Origin of the sequence: Micromonospora parathelypteridis (assembly GCF_014201145.1) — a bacterium.
Lineage (GTDB): Bacteria > Actinomycetota > Actinomycetes > Mycobacteriales > Micromonosporaceae > Micromonospora > Micromonospora parathelypteridis.
Map to the genome: position 1 here is coordinate 485,745 of NZ_JACHDP010000001.1, position 14,456 is coordinate 500,200.

Genomic DNA, 14,456 nt, shown 5'->3' on the forward strand with positions numbered 1-14,456 from the left:
GGGTGGTGCACGAGGTACCCCGAGTGATGGACCCGGTCGGTAGCGTGGGCGGATGCAGCGCCGAGCAGGTCGGGGGACGAGACTGCGACGTGGGCAGGTGGTTGCCCTGGTGGCGGTGACGTCGGGCGTGCTCTCGGTGCTGCTCGCCGTCGCCGTCAACGTCGCGACCGGTGGCACGCTTCCGGCGCCGCTGGACACGGTGTCCTGGCTGGCCTGGCCAGCGGTCGGGCTGCTCGGGGTGGTCGCCGTCGGGTTGACGCTCTGGCAACAGCGCCTCGCCGACCCGGTGGCACCACCACTGCGGGCCGGCCCCGCCCCGCGGGCTCCGGCGGAGTTGCCCGCCGCGCCGGTCGGCTTCGCCGGCCGGGCAAGCGATCTCGCCGCCATCGATCAGCACCTCGCCGATGGCTGCCGGGTGCTCGCCCTGGTCGGCCCGCCCGGCGCCGGTAAATCCGCGCTGGCGCTGCACGTGGGCCACAACCGCCGCGACCACTATCCCGACGGACAGCTCTTCGCCGCGCTGCGCGGAGCGAGCACCGACCCCGTCACCCCGCAGGCGGTGCTCACCCGATTCCTCGGAGCCCTTGGTGTACCCGAGGACGAATGGCGCGGAACCGTCGACGACCTCGCCGCCCTCTTCCGGTCCGCTGTCGCCGACCGGAAGGTACTCATCGTCCTCGACGACGCGCGCGACGCCAGCGCGGTACGTCCGCTGCTGCCCGGTGATCCCGGCTGCCTCGTCCTGGTCACCAGCCGCCGACAGCTCACCGGTCTGCCAAACGTTGGGCCGATCACCCTCGGCGGGCTCGACGACGACGACGGGTTGGCGCTGTTCGCTGGCGCGGCCGGCGGCGAGCGGGCCGCCAGTGACCCGGAGGGCGCGGCGCGCATCGTCCGGTTCTGCGGCGGACTGCCGCTGGCCATCCGCATCGCCGGAGCTCGCCTGCGTGCTCGACCATCGTGGACACCGAGCGACTTGGCGGCCAGGCTGGCCGACGAGGCTCGCCGACTGGACGAGTTGCAGGTCGGCGACCGGGAGATTCGATCCACCTTCCAGGCGTCCTACGTCGAGATGTCGGCCGTGGACCGGCTGGTGTTCCGGCGGGCCGGCTCGCATCCCGGTCAGGTGTTCGGAGTCGGTGGCGCTGCCGCGCTCGCCGGGCTCGATGCACCGGTGGTCGCCGCCGCGATGGAACGTCTGGTCGACGCGATGCTGGTCGAGTCGCCCGCGCCCGACCGATATCGGCTGCACGATCTGCTCCGGCTCTTCGCCACCGAGCGCCTCGCTATCGAAGAGACGCCGGGCGACCGCTACGCGTGCCTGACCCGGCTGCTCGACTGGCTCACCACGCACGCCCGAGCCGGCGACTGGTTGGCTCAGGAACGGGACAACGTGCTGGCGGCAACGCATCGAGCCGTCGAGACCTCCGCGTACGAGCGGGCGTGGGCGCTCGTCTCCGTCGTACACCCGTTGTTGGACCGGGCGGGCGATCACCCCGACCGGTTGGCGCTGTGGCGTGACGCCGCAGCGGCGGCCGCGTCCCTCGGTGACGACAGCCGTCGAGCGCGAGCGTTACGTTGGATCTCGAACTCGCACCGGAGCGCGGGTGCGGTGACCGACGCGTTGCCGCCGGCTGAGGAGGCCGTGGCAATCGCCGACCGGCTCGGCGACCGCCGCGCGCAGGCCGAGGGTCTGCACGCGTACGGCGAAGCATTGCGTGACAGCCGTTCGGACGCTGCACAGGAGCCGCTGGTCCGGGCGCTGGGGCTCTTCGTGGAACTCGGTGACACCGAGTCCGAGATCGAGGTCCGCAACTCCCTCGGCACGCTCTACACGATGTCCTGGCAACCCGAGCTCGCCGTGCCCATGCTGGAGCGGGCGCTCGCGCTGCTGCCCGCCGAGGACAGCCGCCACCGCGCCTGGACGCTGCTGCAGTTGGGCACCGCGTACCGGTTCACCGGCCGCCGCGACGAGGCGATCACGCTCAACGCACAGGCACTGAAGATCGCACGGCGGCTCGATGACGACATCGCCGTGGGGTACGCGCTGGAGGAACGCGGCTGGCTCGCGTATGGCGACAATCGGCACGACGACGCGGCCCGCGACATGCGGGACGCTTTGGCGGTGTTCGAGCGCAACCGGCAGGGCAACGGCGTCGGCTTCGTGTGGGAGGCAATGGGCGAGATCGCCGACCGGGCCGGCCGGTACGAGGACGCGATCGTGGCGTTCGAGGCGGCCGCCGCACAGTTCGAGCGGCTTCACGACCGGGTGCATGCCGCCCGGAGCCGATTTGGTCGGGCCAGTGCCCTCGCCACGCTGGGCCGCGTCGGCGCAGCCCGCGCCGAGTGGGCGGCGGCCGAGCAACTCATCGGCGACGCCAGGCTGCCCGAGGTGCCGCCGCTCCGTGCGCGACTGCGTGAGCGGCTCGGCGAAGCACCGTCAGCGGGAGAGTGACGTGGACGGAAAAGATCGCCATCCGATCTCGATCGGGACCGAAGGTGCGTAACGTTCGGGGGTAACGCTCACGCACGAAGGAGATTCGATGTCCAAGCCACCACTTCCCGAGGCCGCCGTCGCCATGCTGCAGAAGCCGAACCCGGCCGTTATGACCACGCTGCGCAACGGTGGCCAGCCGGTGTCCGCCGCGACCTGGTACCTGTGGGAAGACGGCCGGATCCTGGTCAACATGGACGAGAGTCGCCGCCGGCTGGAGCACGTCCGGAACGACCCCCGGGTGTCTCTCACCGTGCTCGACGAGGCCGGGTGGTACACCCACGTCAGCATCATGGGGCGCGTCACCGAACTGCGCGCGGACGAGGACCTCGCGGACATCGACCGGTTGTCCCAGCACTACACGGGCAACGCGTACCCGCGGCGTGAGCGCGCCCGGGTCAGTGCCCTGATCGAGATCGACCGCTGGCACGGCTGGGGCGCCCAGAAGGACAACAGCCAGGTCGGCTGACGGTTGACGCCCCCTCGTCAGGGCGTCAGGGTGGTGGCGGACCGGGTGCCGGCGCGGGTCACCAGGTAGCCGAAGGCTGCTGCGGTGAAGAACATGACGATGCCGTAGACGGCTCCCGGGATCGCCATCTGGGTGTTGTTGAGCAGTGCCGGGCTGAGCGCGATCGTGATGGCCAGGGTGCTGTTGTGGATGCCGATCTCGAACCCGGCGGCGGTCGCGGCGCTGCGGTCGACCCCGGCGAGCCGTGGCACCCCGTACCCGATCGCGAGGCTCAGCAGGTTGAACGCGAGCACGGCCAGGCCGACCGAGACGAAGTAGTCGGCGATGTTCTCCCGCTCGCCGAGGACGGCTCCGGCGATCACGGCGACGAGTACGACGACGGAGAGAATCCGGATCGGGCGGTTCAGACGCTCGGCGACCTGCGGCACCCGGGCCCGGATCAGCATGCCGATCGCGACTGGGACGAGCACGATGGCGAAGACCTGCAACACCTTGTCGAACTGCAGGCCGATGCTCCTGCCGTCGGGCAGGAAGTACGCCGCCGACAGGTTGACCAGGATCGGCAGGGTGAACACGGCGAGCACCGAGTTGATGGCGGTCAGGGTGATGTTCAGGGCCACGTGCCCGCCGAACAGGTGGCTGTAGAGGTTGGCGGTCGTGCCGCCCGGCGAGGCGGCCAGCAGCATCATCCCGACGGCCAACTCCGGTGCCAGGTCGAACGCGAGGACGAGGCAGAAGCAGAGCGCCGGCAGCACCAGCACCTGGCACACGAGGGCGATGATGGCGGCCCTCGGATGCTGGGCCACGCGGCGGAAGTCCGCAATGGTCAGCCCGAGTCCCAGGCCGAGCATGATGATGCCGAGAGCGATGGGCAGACCGATCAAGGTCAGGGCTGAGTCCATGGCACAACATCGTTACCACCCGGTAACGCGTTCACAATCCCCCGTGTGGCCGGTCGGCTCTTGACCGCAGAGTGTGATCGGCTTAACTTCATCAATCAGATAAGTATCTTTACTAATTGTGCCTCAACCTTCGTGGGAGTGTGCCGATGCGACCATTCCGTCACCGCCGTCTCACCGCCGTCGTCGTTCTGGCGGCCCTGCTCCTCACCGCCGCCCCGCCCACCGCGGCGAGCGCGAGCGACAACCAGCAGCGCCGCGCCGGTTACCACCGGGTCGGCTACTTCACCCAGTGGGGCATCTACGGCCGGGCCTTCCCGGTCAAGAAGCTCGACACCTCCGGTGCGGCGAGCCGCCTCACCCACGTCAACTACGCCTTCGGCAACGTCAGTGAGGACGGGCGCTGCTACGTGGATGGCGGGCCGGCCGAGGGCGACGCCTGGGCCGACTACCAGCGACCCGTCCCGGCGGAGGAGAGCGTCGACGGCGTCGCGGACGCCCCGGGCCAGGCGCTCAACGGCAACTTCGGCCAGCTCGCCAAGCTGAAGGCAAAGCACCCCAAACTGCAGGTGCTGATCTCGCTCGGTGGCTGGAGCTGGTCGACGTACTTCTCGAACGCGGCCCGCACCGACGCCTCCCGCAAGGCCTTCGTCGCGTCCTGCATCGACCTCTACCTCAAGGGCAACCTGCCCGGCGGAGACGGTGCGGCGGGCGGCCCGGGTGCCGCGGCCGGCGTCTTCGACGGCATCGACCTCGACTGGGAGTGGCCCAACTGGGCCGGTGAGCCCGGCAACGTCATCCGCCCGGAGGATCGGGAGAACTTCACCAAGCTGCTCGCCGAGTTCCGCCGGCAGCTCGACGCGTACGGGCGCAAGACCCGCACCCACCACCCGCTGACCGCCTTCCTACCGGCGAACCCGGCCACCATGGACGCCGGCTACGAGGGTCGCAAGATCTTCAAGTACCTGGACTTCGCCACCGTGCAGGGGTACGACTTCCACGGCGGCTGGGACCCGAGGGCCAACCAGCAGTCCGCGCTGCGCGTCCCGGCGGGTGCCCCGGACAACCCGGACTTCTCCGCCGAGGTGGCCATCGACGGGTGGATCGCCCGTGGCGCGCCACGGGACAAGCTGGTCCTGGGGATCCCGTACTACGGCCGGGGCTGGACGGGCATCACCGGCGGCGGCAACGGCCTGTTCCAGCCGGCCACCGGGCCCGCACCGGCGACCTTCGAGGCCGGGTACGAGGACTACAAGCAGCTCAAGACCCTGGCCGGTAACGGGTTCACCGTGCACCGCGACCTCCGCGCCGGGCACGCCTGGTTGTTCGACGGTACGACGTTGTGGACGTACGACGATCCGGCGGTCGTGTTGCAGAAAATGCTCTACATCCGACGGGCCGGCCTGGGTGGCGCGATGATCTGGTCGCTCGACGGCGACGACGACAACGCCACGCTGACCAAGACGATCGGCCTCGGCCTGACGACCTGGTAGGCGTACCCCGCTCGACCCGACTCGCCGCCGGCCGGTTCCTCGGCCGGCGGCGAGTCGCCTACCCCTCCTCGGGGGTGGCGGCGCGCACGGCCTCCTCGATGAGCGCGGTGACCTGGTCCATGTCACGAGCACGGCGGACGTCCAGCTCCGCTGACCAGCCGTCCGGGCGGGTGAGCTTCACCGTCACGTCGTCGCGGCGGTGGGTCAGCCAGCCGGCGATCGCCTGGACCAGCACCATGACGGCGCCGCCGCTGCCGACGACCACCAGCAGCACGTCCGTGGCACCGGCCGACGTCTCGTCGGGCGGCGCCGTCGAACCGGCGGCGGGTGCGGCGGTCACCTTGCCGCGGAGCCGGTCCTCGTTGCGCAGCCAGGACGCCAGGGAACGCCGAGCGTCGGCGGAGGGAAGATCTGGATGGACCGAGAGCGTGATCGTCTCCTGAGAGGCGGGCAACGTCTTCTCCTTCCGGCGAGGACAACCCCACACCGTCATCCTGCCAGCCGGCGCCGGCTCCGGGCAGCCCGCAAAGTCACCGAAGTCGATCAGACCTTGACCGCCGCATCGACGGTTCATAGGCTCCGGCCACTGCGAGGCTTTCCCCCAGGAAGGGAACCCGAGACATGGCCCCATCGTCGCGTCCGTTCTGGACGGTCCCTCCGAAGCGGTTGGCGAGTGCCGCCACGATCGCGCTCCTACTCGGCATGACCCCCCTGCTCAGCGGCACGTCCGCCGCGAGCGCCGCCCGGCCGTCCCCCTGCCGCAACGACCCGACCGCCCGGTTGAGCACCGTGCCCACCCCGGAGGCCGTCCTCGGCTTCCCACTGGGGGTGGGTCAGGAGCGGGTCGTCACCAACGACGAGGTCCGCGCGTACCTCGGGGCCGTGGACGGCGCCTCGGACCGGGTCGTCACGGGCGTGCTGGCGACCAGCGTGCTCGGGCAGCCGCTGCCGTACGCGGTGGTGTCCAACGAGCGCAACGTGCGGCCCACCGCGCTGCGCGAGATCGCCGACGACGTCCGGGACCTGCGTGACCCGCGCCGGACCAGCGCGCGGACGGCCGCCCGGACGGCGAAGGACAGCCCGGCCATCGTCTGGGTGACCGCGAACGTGCACGGCGGCGAGAAGAGCGGCGCCGACGCCGCGCTCAAGACGCTGTACGAGTTGGCCGCCGGCCTGTCCTGCGCGGTCGAACAGCGCAACGACAACCTGGTCACCATCATCGTCCCGACCCAGAACCCGGACGGGCGCGACGCGACCCGACGGCAGAACGAGTTCGGCTTCGACCTGAACCGGGACTGGTTCGCCCGCACGCAGCAGGAGACTGACGGCAAGCTCGAACTGCTGCGCCGTTACCCGCCACAGGTCTTCATCGACGCCCACGAGATGGGTGGCCGCCAGTACTTCTTCCCGCCCAACGCGGACCCGATCCACCACGAGATCTCCGGCGAGGCGGTGGACTGGATCAACCGGATCGGCGAGGCCAACAAGGCGGGCTTCGGCTTCAACGGCGCCTGCGACGAGGTTGTCACCACCGAGTGTTACTTCAACTACGACACGTACGACATGTTCTTCATGGGTTACGGCGACACGGTGCCGACCACCGGCTTCGGCGCGGCCGGCATGACGTATGAGAAGGGCAGCACGTCGGCGGTGGCCGACCGTGTCCAGCAGCAGTTCAACACCCAGTGGTCGACGCTCGGTTGGGCCGCCGCGAACAAGCGCGAGGTGCTGGACGGCTACTTCGACATCTGGACCGACGCGCTCGCCCAGGGCAGGGCGGGCACGCTGGAGCCGAACGAGGTGGTGCAGCCCACCAACGAGGTCCAGTTCCCGGTGCCCGACATCAAGATCCGCTCGTACTTCCTGCTGCCCGACCGGCAGCTCGCCGATGTCCGCCAGCTCGTCGAACGGCTGCGCCGCATGGACGTCGAGGTCTACGAGGTGCAGAAGCCCACCCGGGTGCCCAACGCGCGGGTCTTCGGCGGCCGGACGGCCAGCAACGTGACGGTGCCGAAGGGCGCGTACTGGATCCCGATGGACCAACCGCAGAAGCACTGGATCCAGGCCGTCATGGGCGAGGATCCGTACGTCCCGTTCCCGTACTTCTACGACGTGTCGTCCTGGAGCAACCCGCTGCTGATGGGCGTCTCCACCCTCTACACCGGTGACAACGTCCGGCCGAAGGCCCAGCTGGTCCGGGGGATCTCCGGCGGCCGGGCCGCGCCAGCGTGGCCGTGGGGCTCCTACACGTACCCGCTGGACTCGGCGGCCGCCGCGGAGCTGACGTTCACCCTGCTCGGCCGCGGTGTGCCGCTCGTGCGTGACCTGCAAACCAGCCGGGTCGCGATCCCGGCCACCAAGCTGAGCCGTACGGTCGACGAGTTGGCCGAATCACTCGGAGTGACTCTCACCCCGGGCGGACGCCCCACCGGCACCGCACTCGCCCGGCCGGAGGTCGGGCTGTTCCAGGGCGCCGGCATCTCCACCACGTCGGGCTCCCACGGCGAGGCCCGCTACGTGCTCGGCAAGCGGTGGGGGCTCGACCTCTCCCCCGTCACCACGGCCGACATCAACGACAACACCGAGGCGTTCACCGGGCGCACGGTGCTGCTGGTGCCGGACGGGAGCAGCGCGACCGGCGGTCTGACCGCCGCCGGGCAGGCCAACCTGCGCGCCTGGATCGCCCAGGGCCACACGTACATCGGGCTGCGCAACGAGGGCACCCGGGTGGCCCGCGCCGCCGGGCTCACCTCCACCACCGAGAAGACCAAGCCAGCCGACTACCTGGTGATCGGCTCGCACCTGCGGGTCGACGTCGACACTTCCAGCCCGGTCGCGCTGGGCCGCCCTGCGGAGGACTTCGAGTTCAACAACAGCGACCCGATCCTCAACCCGACCACGACCGGCACCAATGTGCTCAGTTACCCGGCGGGTGACACGTTCTGGGCCAACGGCTACACCGTCGGGGCGGAGGCGCTGAAGGGCACGGCAGCCGTCGTCGACGAGCCGACCGGCGCCGGTCGGGCGGTGCTGTTCGCGTTCAATCCGCTCTTCCGGGCGTACAACGAAAATGGTCTGCACCTGGTGGCCAACGCGTTGCTCTACCCGGCGAGCGCGGCGCCGGACGCTCGGCGCACGGCCGGCATCGACCCGGCGCGCGCCAGCGCCGCCGCCGCGCCGGTGGCACCGGACCTGGGCGGCGGATGGCGGCCGATCACCATCGAGGTCGCCGCGGCGGACCTGCCGCGCACGCAGGCCATCGTCGGACGGTTCAGCACGGACGCCCAGGCGTCCGCGAAGGGCGACTCGGCGTACGTGGTGATCCCCAACCCCCAGGGACTCCAGGTGGACGAACACCCGTTCGCCAGAGATCTGGTACGCGCGCTGAACGCCGCCAAGGTGCCACTACGGTCGGTGGTCGGCTGACAGATCCCGCACGGCGAAGCGCCCGTCCCCTCAACCCGGGGGCGGGCGCTTCGGCGCGTTTCTGGGGCTATGACTGCCGGGCGACCTCGGTGACGAACGCCCGCCAGGCAACCGGCCCGAAGACCAGGGCCGGCCCCTCGGGGTCCTTCGAGTCCCGCACACCAACGACGCCGGGCAGGTTGTCCGCAACCTCGACGCAGTTGCCGCCGCCGGAGCCACTGCGGGTGGACGTACGCCACACAGCGTCGATCAGGTCCATGACGTCTCCACTTCCTTCATCAGAACGAGTGACTGGCGGCGGGGCAGCGCCTCGCTGCGAACCATCTCCCACCTCGACACGAGGGTATCTACATCGTCGTCCCGATCGACGACAACCCCGCCGAGCTGGTTCTCCATCTCCGCCACCCACTTGTGATCGGGCAGCCGGGCCAGGCTGAACGGCCCGGTCAGGCCGACGTGCATGCTGACCTCGTCCGGCAACACGTGAACGCTGATGTTCGGCCGCTCCGCGAGGGTGGTCAACTGCTTGATCTGCCCGGCCATGGTGTCCTGGAAGTCCGCACTGGCGCGGCGGAGCACCGACTCGGCGATGACGGTGACGAACTGCGGGGCGTTCGTCTTCGTGAGGATCGCCTGCCGGTCGATCCGATGTGCGAGCCGTTTCTCGACCTCATCCTCGCTCAATGTCTCGTTGCAGCGGATGACGGCGCGGCCGTAGGCCTCCGTCTGGAGCAGGCCCGGAACGAGGTTCGGTTGAAAGGACCTCAACTGCGTCGCCGTGCGCTCGGCGTCGAGCCACGGCAGGAACCAGGACGGGGCGCCGAGCTTGCCCACCATGCGCTCGAACAGCCCGCCGTTCTTGAACGCCCGGTCCGCGCCCTTGATGAAGTCCATCGTCAGCGCCCGCGTCTCGCCCTCCACGGCACTGACGTGCGATGCGCTAAAGCCAGCGCCCCGGCCGAAGGCCTCCTGTGTCATCCCGGCAGCCCCTCGGGCGCGGCGGATTTCTCCGACGATGAAGGCGGCGAGTGGGTGCGGTAAGTCGGCCATTCACAACCCCAAACCGAAAGATCGACTACTCACGCCGCCGTCCGGCGTGGAACGTTTCGCCAGCTCAGCCCGAACCAGCGACCCACCGTCCGAGCGTAGTTGGTTCCACAGCAGAGTGTCACCAACGGCGCGGTCGGTGGAGGGCCCGAGACCCGGCGGGCGTGTTCGCACCGGGGCCGCCCCTTCTGGGCGAGCACTCACGGGGCAGCCACTCCCCACGCGAGCTCGAGGAGACACCCCCTGGGCCTCCGCCCGCTAGCGGACCGCGCGCGACCGCAGCACCAGCACGATATCCGCGCAGATCTTGGACAGTTTCCGTTAACAGGTAACGGAAACTGTCCAAGATCTGGTGGCGTGGCGGCGGCCCGGCGGCGGAAGCTGTCGGGATGCTGCCCGCCGATGACGCCGACGCACTCGACTGGCTCGTCTTCGAGCAGGCCGGCGTGCTGACGACCGCGCAGGTCTCGGGGCTCCTCAGCGAGGGCGCAGTGCGTGGGCGGATCCGCTCCGGGCGCTGGCGGTCGATCTGCCGAGGCATCCTGCTGGCCGGCAATGGCCGACTCACCCGCGACCAACAGCTCTGGGTGGCAGTGCTGGCAGCCGGGCCGGGGGCGGTGCTGGCCGGCGTAACCGCCGCGGCGGAAGCCGGGGTACGGGGACTGCGGCATGAGCCGCTGCACGTGCTGGTGCCAGCAGCCCGCCGCGCCGCGCGGACCACCCTGCGTTCACTTCCGATCGACATGCCCGCGGTGTTGGTGCATCGCACATCGGTGCTGCCCGAGTCTCATCGTCAACTCGCTCGCCCGCCGCGTACCACCACGGCCAGAGCCATCGTGGACGCAGCGGGCTGGGCGGTTGGCGTGGACGAGGCGCAGGGGTTGCTGGCCGCCGGTTGCCAGCAGCGCCGGGTGCTGTCCGACGAGTTGCAGGCGGTGCTCGACGTCCTCCCTCGGGCGCCCCGCCGGCGGCTGATCGGGCAGACCATCAGCGACATCGCGGGCGGTGCCCAGGCGCTCTCCGAGATCGATTTCCTGCGGCTGTGCCGCCGGCACCGGCTTCCCGCCCCCGACCTGCAGCAGCACCGGGTCGACGCGGCGGGCCGGAACCGGTGGCTGGACGCGTACTGGCGAGAGTGGCGGGTGCAGGTGGAGATCGACGGCGCGCATCACATGGACGCCCGGCAGTGGGCGGCCGACATGCGTCGGCAGAACGACGTTTGGACCAGCGGCGACCGGATTCTGCGCTTCCCGGCTTGGCTTGTCCGCGCCCGCCCCGACGAGGTCGCCGAGACCGTGCGCCGCGCCCTCGTCGCGGCGGGTTGGACCCCAACCTCGCCCCTGCGCCACCCCGACCCCGCACGGCACTGACCCCGGCTATTCGCTCCACTCGGGCTTGCGGGCGACGCCGCTGTAGCCGGTGCGGGCGACGCTCGGGTCCTCGGTGGGCGGCGGCTCGACGTGCGGCCACATGTTGACCAGGCCCGGCGGCTCAAGGACGAAGTCACCGAAGAACCGGGAAATGTCCGAGTGGCTGCGCGGCACGAACGGAGCGTTGGCGCGCTCGTAGATCGCGGAGATCCGCGCCATCAGGTCCGGGTGCGCGTCGGTGCTGGCGTGCGACAGCGCCAGGTAACTGCCGGGGGCGAGGGCGTCGCGGTAGGTCGCCACGATTCGCTGCGGGTCCTGCTCGTCGGGCACCAGGTGCAGCACGAACATCATCAGCACCGCGACGGGGCTGCCGAGGTCGATCGCGGCGCCGATCTCCGGGTGGTCGAGGACCTGCTCAGGGTGGCGCAGGTCAGCCTGCACCACCGACACCGTCTTCGAGTCGGCGAGCAGGGCGCGTCCGTGCGCGCAGACCACCGGGTCGTTGTCGACGTAGACGACGCGCACGTCCGGATCGATGCGGTGGGCGATCTCGTGGACGTTGTCCTGCGTCGGCAGCCCGGAACCGAGATCGAGGATCTGCCGGATGCCCTTCTCCTGCACGAGGTGGCGGACCGTCCGGGCGATCAGGTCACGGCCCTGCCGGGCGGCCTCGGGCATCCATGGCGCCACCTGCAACACCATCTCGGCGGCGGCCCGGTCGGCAGCGAAGTTGTCCTTGCCGCCCAGGTAGTAGTCGAACATCCTCGCCGCGTTCGGCTTGTCAGGTTGCAGGCCGACCTCGGACTCCGACTGCGTCATGACTGACTGCCTCTCCCCCGTCGATCCCGCAGCATAACGTCCTGCCGGGTGATGGGTTGACCGTGCGACCGGCTGGCCCGAGTGAACGGGCCGGCCGGACCGCGGTGGTGGTGTCAGCCGGTCGCGCAGACGGTGCCGTTGAGGGTGAACGTCGTGGGCAGCACGTTCGGCCCGCTGTACGCGCCGACGAATCCGGCGCTCACGCTGCCACCGGCGGCGATCTGCCGATTGTCGTCGGTGGGGGTGACCCGCACGGCGGTGCCAACCTGTTCCCAGGTGGCGCTCCACCCGCTGCTCACCTGCTGCCAGCCGGTCGGCCAGGTCCAGGTGAGGGTCCAGCCGTTGATCGGGCCGGTCCCGTTGTTGACGATCTCGACGCCGCCGATGTAGCCGTTGCCCCAGTCGCTGTTGGTGGTGAAGCGGACGGTGCACGCGCCGGAGGCAGGGCTGCCGGTGGCGAAGGTGAGCGGCGGTGACGCCCAGGACACCCGGCCGGCAGTGTCGCGAGCCAGCACGTTGACGGTGTATCTGCTGCCCGGCACCAGGTTGCCGACCGTGAACGAGGTGGCCGTCGTCTCGCCGAGCTGCTCGCTGACCGCACCGTTCTGCCGGTGCACCTCGTACTTGGCGATCGGGCTGCCGCCCGGTGCGGCGGCCGGCCAGGAGATCGTCGCGGCGCGGTCGGTGACGCCGCTGGCGGTGGGCTGGCCCGGCGCCGTGGGACGGCCGCTGGTTCCGCCGGCCGCGCGCAGCACGAGCGTGGTCAGCGAGTACGCCGGCAGCGTCCGGCTCGTCGCGGTGCCGGACTGGCTGGTGGCGATGCCGCTGGCACCGTTGGTGAGGGTGGAGACCGTCGGCGCGGCACCGGACGGTGTGAACCCGGAGTAGTCGATGGCGACCTGATGCGCCGCGTCCGGGTCCTTGTTGACCAGCAGCACGGCGAGGTCACCGTTGCCCCGCCGGACGGCATGTGCGGTGACCAGCGGGTCGTCGGTGCCGGCGCGGATGAACTGGTCGCCGGCCCTGGCGAACAGCTTCATCATGGTCAGCCCGTGGTACGGCGCGAACGGGGTGTTCAGTGGCGGCTCGCAGACCGAGCCGTCCTCGGTGCAGGTGCCGCTGGAGAGCATCCCGAAGTCGCCGTAGTCGGTCTGTCCGGCCACCTGCGTCACGGTGCCGATGCCGTTGTGCACGTTCCACCAGTGGGCGGTGAAGACACCGTTCTCCAGCAGGCCGCTGTACGCGTCGGCCAGGAAGAGCGCCCCGGGCTGGGTGTTCTGGCCGACGCCGACGTTCAGCTCGGTGAAGCTGATGCCGATGCGCGCGGCGTTCGGGCCCGCGAAGCGGGTGAGTTGCTGCCGCAGCAGGTAGGTCGCGTCGGGGATGTGGCTGGTGCGGGCCAGCGACTCCGCGGCGGTGCCACCCGGGTACCAGTGCACGTCCACGAAGTCGATCTTTCCGCCGGCGAGGGAGAGCACGGTCTGGTTCCACGAGCCCGGGTCGCTGCCGGCGGTGATCCCGTCCGGCCAGTTGCCCGGCATCGTCAACACCGCGCCGACCTTGACGCTGGGGTCGACCGCCTTCATCGCGTCGGCGTACTCGATGACCAGCCGCGCGTACTGTGTCGCGCTCTTGTCCGGGTGGTCGTCGGCCTCCCAGGCCGACCCGTAGTGCCCGTTGCCGTAGTTCTCGTTGCCGACCGTCCAGAACTTCGCGCCGTAGCCCTTGGTCACGTTGGCGTAGCGCACCCAGTCGGCGGCCTCGGCGGGCGTACCGGTGCCGTAGTTCGCAATGATCATCGGTTGGGCGCCGACCCGCTGGACGGCCGCCATGAAGGTGTCGAAGTCGGTGTTCGGCGCGACGTACCCGCCGGGAGCGGTGTGGTCCTTCCAGTGGTAGATGTCGGCGTAGGAGCCGCCGGGGTAGCGCATCATCTGCACGCCAGCGTCGCGTAGCAGGTCCGACGTCTCGGCGGTGCCCAGGTTCTGGTCCCAGATGGCGTGGTTGACACCCAACGCGGTGTCGGGCACGGTCGCCAGCCCCGCGCGGGCGTTGACGGTCACGGTCACGGTGACGGGGTCGGGGGCGGCGCTGGCGGTCGGTGGATTGATGCCGGAGAGCGCGGTCACGGCGAGCAGCAGGCTCACCAGAAGGGACGCGCGCCTTTTCGGGATGGGCATGGGCTGGGCTTCCTTCGCGGCAATGGGTGGACGGATGGCTCACGGAGGTCCATCGGTCGTGCCGCCGTCCCCCGGGATCCGTACTGGATCCCGGCTGCCCTTTGGACGGACATCAGCCCCGCGCGCGCGGCTCGTCATCGACGCACAAGAATGTCATGGTCGGATCGAGGATCTCAAGGGGCACTACACGTCGTCGTCCTCGCCGCGGCCACTACGGCGCCTACGCACAGTGGCCGCAGCCAGCAGCGTGACGACCGCG

At 70.4% G+C, this 14,456-nt stretch carries 11 protein-coding genes; 5 read left to right on the forward strand and 6 right to left on the reverse strand.

Going from position 1 to position 14,456, the window contains the following annotated elements; genetic code table 11:
- The first annotated feature begins 52 nt into the window (after window positions 1-52).
- Both HNR20_RS02055 and HNR20_RS02060 read left to right on the forward strand, forming a co-directional pair.
- Window positions 53-2,455 (forward strand): ATP-binding protein, encoded by a 2,403-nt coding sequence (locus tag HNR20_RS02055; protein ID WP_184175941.1) that lies wholly within the window; start codon window positions 53-55, stop codon window positions 2,453-2,455.
- A gap of 88 nt (window positions 2,456-2,543) precedes the next feature.
- Window positions 2,544-2,963, forward strand: a complete 420-nt coding sequence (locus HNR20_RS02060) for a PPOX class F420-dependent oxidoreductase (protein WP_184175943.1) — start codon at window positions 2,544-2,546, stop codon at window positions 2,961-2,963.
- Between the two features lie 17 nt (window positions 2,964-2,980).
- On the opposite strand, the gene HNR20_RS02065 is transcribed toward HNR20_RS02060, so the two are convergent.
- Entirely contained in the window at window positions 2,981-3,865 is an 885-nt protein-coding gene (locus tag HNR20_RS02065; protein ID WP_184175945.1) for a bile acid:sodium symporter family protein, read from the reverse strand.
- Between the two features lie 146 nt (window positions 3,866-4,011).
- On the opposite strand from HNR20_RS02065, the gene HNR20_RS02070 reads away from it, so the two are divergent.
- Window positions 4,012-5,355: a glycoside hydrolase family 18 protein gene (locus tag HNR20_RS02070; protein WP_184175947.1), complete on the forward strand. Its 1,344-nt coding sequence runs from the start codon at window positions 4,012-4,014 to the stop codon at window positions 5,353-5,355.
- A gap of 58 nt (window positions 5,356-5,413) precedes the next feature.
- Here HNR20_RS02070 and HNR20_RS02075 read toward each other — a convergent pair whose 3' ends face one another.
- Complete coding sequence (locus HNR20_RS02075) at window positions 5,414-5,809, reverse strand: effector-associated constant component EACC1 (protein ID WP_184175948.1); 396 nt, start codon at window positions 5,807-5,809, stop codon at window positions 5,414-5,416.
- Window positions 5,810-5,976: 167 nt separating this feature from the next.
- On the opposite strand from HNR20_RS02075, the gene HNR20_RS02080 reads away from it, so the two are divergent.
- Complete coding sequence (locus tag HNR20_RS02080; protein ID WP_184175950.1) at window positions 5,977-8,781, forward strand: M14 family zinc carboxypeptidase; 2,805 nt, start codon at window positions 5,977-5,979, stop codon at window positions 8,779-8,781.
- Window positions 8,782-8,848: 67 nt separating this feature from the next.
- Here HNR20_RS02080 and HNR20_RS02085 read toward each other — a convergent pair whose 3' ends face one another.
- Together HNR20_RS02085 and HNR20_RS02090 are read right to left on the reverse strand one after the other, a co-directional pair.
- Complete coding sequence (locus tag HNR20_RS02085) at window positions 8,849-9,040, reverse strand: DUF397 domain-containing protein (protein WP_184175952.1); 192 nt, start codon at window positions 9,038-9,040, stop codon at window positions 8,849-8,851.
- Window positions 9,031-9,831 (reverse strand): helix-turn-helix domain-containing protein, encoded by an 801-nt coding sequence (locus HNR20_RS02090; RefSeq protein ID WP_184175954.1) that lies wholly within the window; start codon window positions 9,829-9,831, stop codon window positions 9,031-9,033. Before HNR20_RS02090 ends, HNR20_RS02085 begins: the two co-directional genes overlap by 10 nt.
- A gap of 386 nt (window positions 9,832-10,217) precedes the next feature.
- On the opposite strand from HNR20_RS02090, the gene HNR20_RS02095 reads away from it, so the two are divergent.
- Window positions 10,218-11,198, forward strand: coding sequence for a DUF559 domain-containing protein (locus tag HNR20_RS02095; RefSeq protein ID WP_184175956.1), 981 nt, complete (start codon window positions 10,218-10,220; stop codon window positions 11,196-11,198).
- Window positions 11,199-11,204: 6 nt separating this feature from the next.
- On the opposite strand, the gene HNR20_RS02100 is transcribed toward HNR20_RS02095, so the two are convergent.
- Together HNR20_RS02100 and HNR20_RS02105 are read right to left on the reverse strand one after the other, a co-directional pair.
- Complete coding sequence (locus HNR20_RS02100; protein WP_184175958.1) at window positions 11,205-12,017, reverse strand: SAM-dependent methyltransferase; 813 nt, start codon at window positions 12,015-12,017, stop codon at window positions 11,205-11,207.
- A gap of 113 nt (window positions 12,018-12,130) precedes the next feature.
- Complete coding sequence (locus HNR20_RS02105) at window positions 12,131-14,197, reverse strand: cellulose binding domain-containing protein (protein ID WP_184175960.1); 2,067 nt, start codon at window positions 14,195-14,197, stop codon at window positions 12,131-12,133.
- Between the last annotated feature and the right edge of the window lie 259 nt (window positions 14,198-14,456).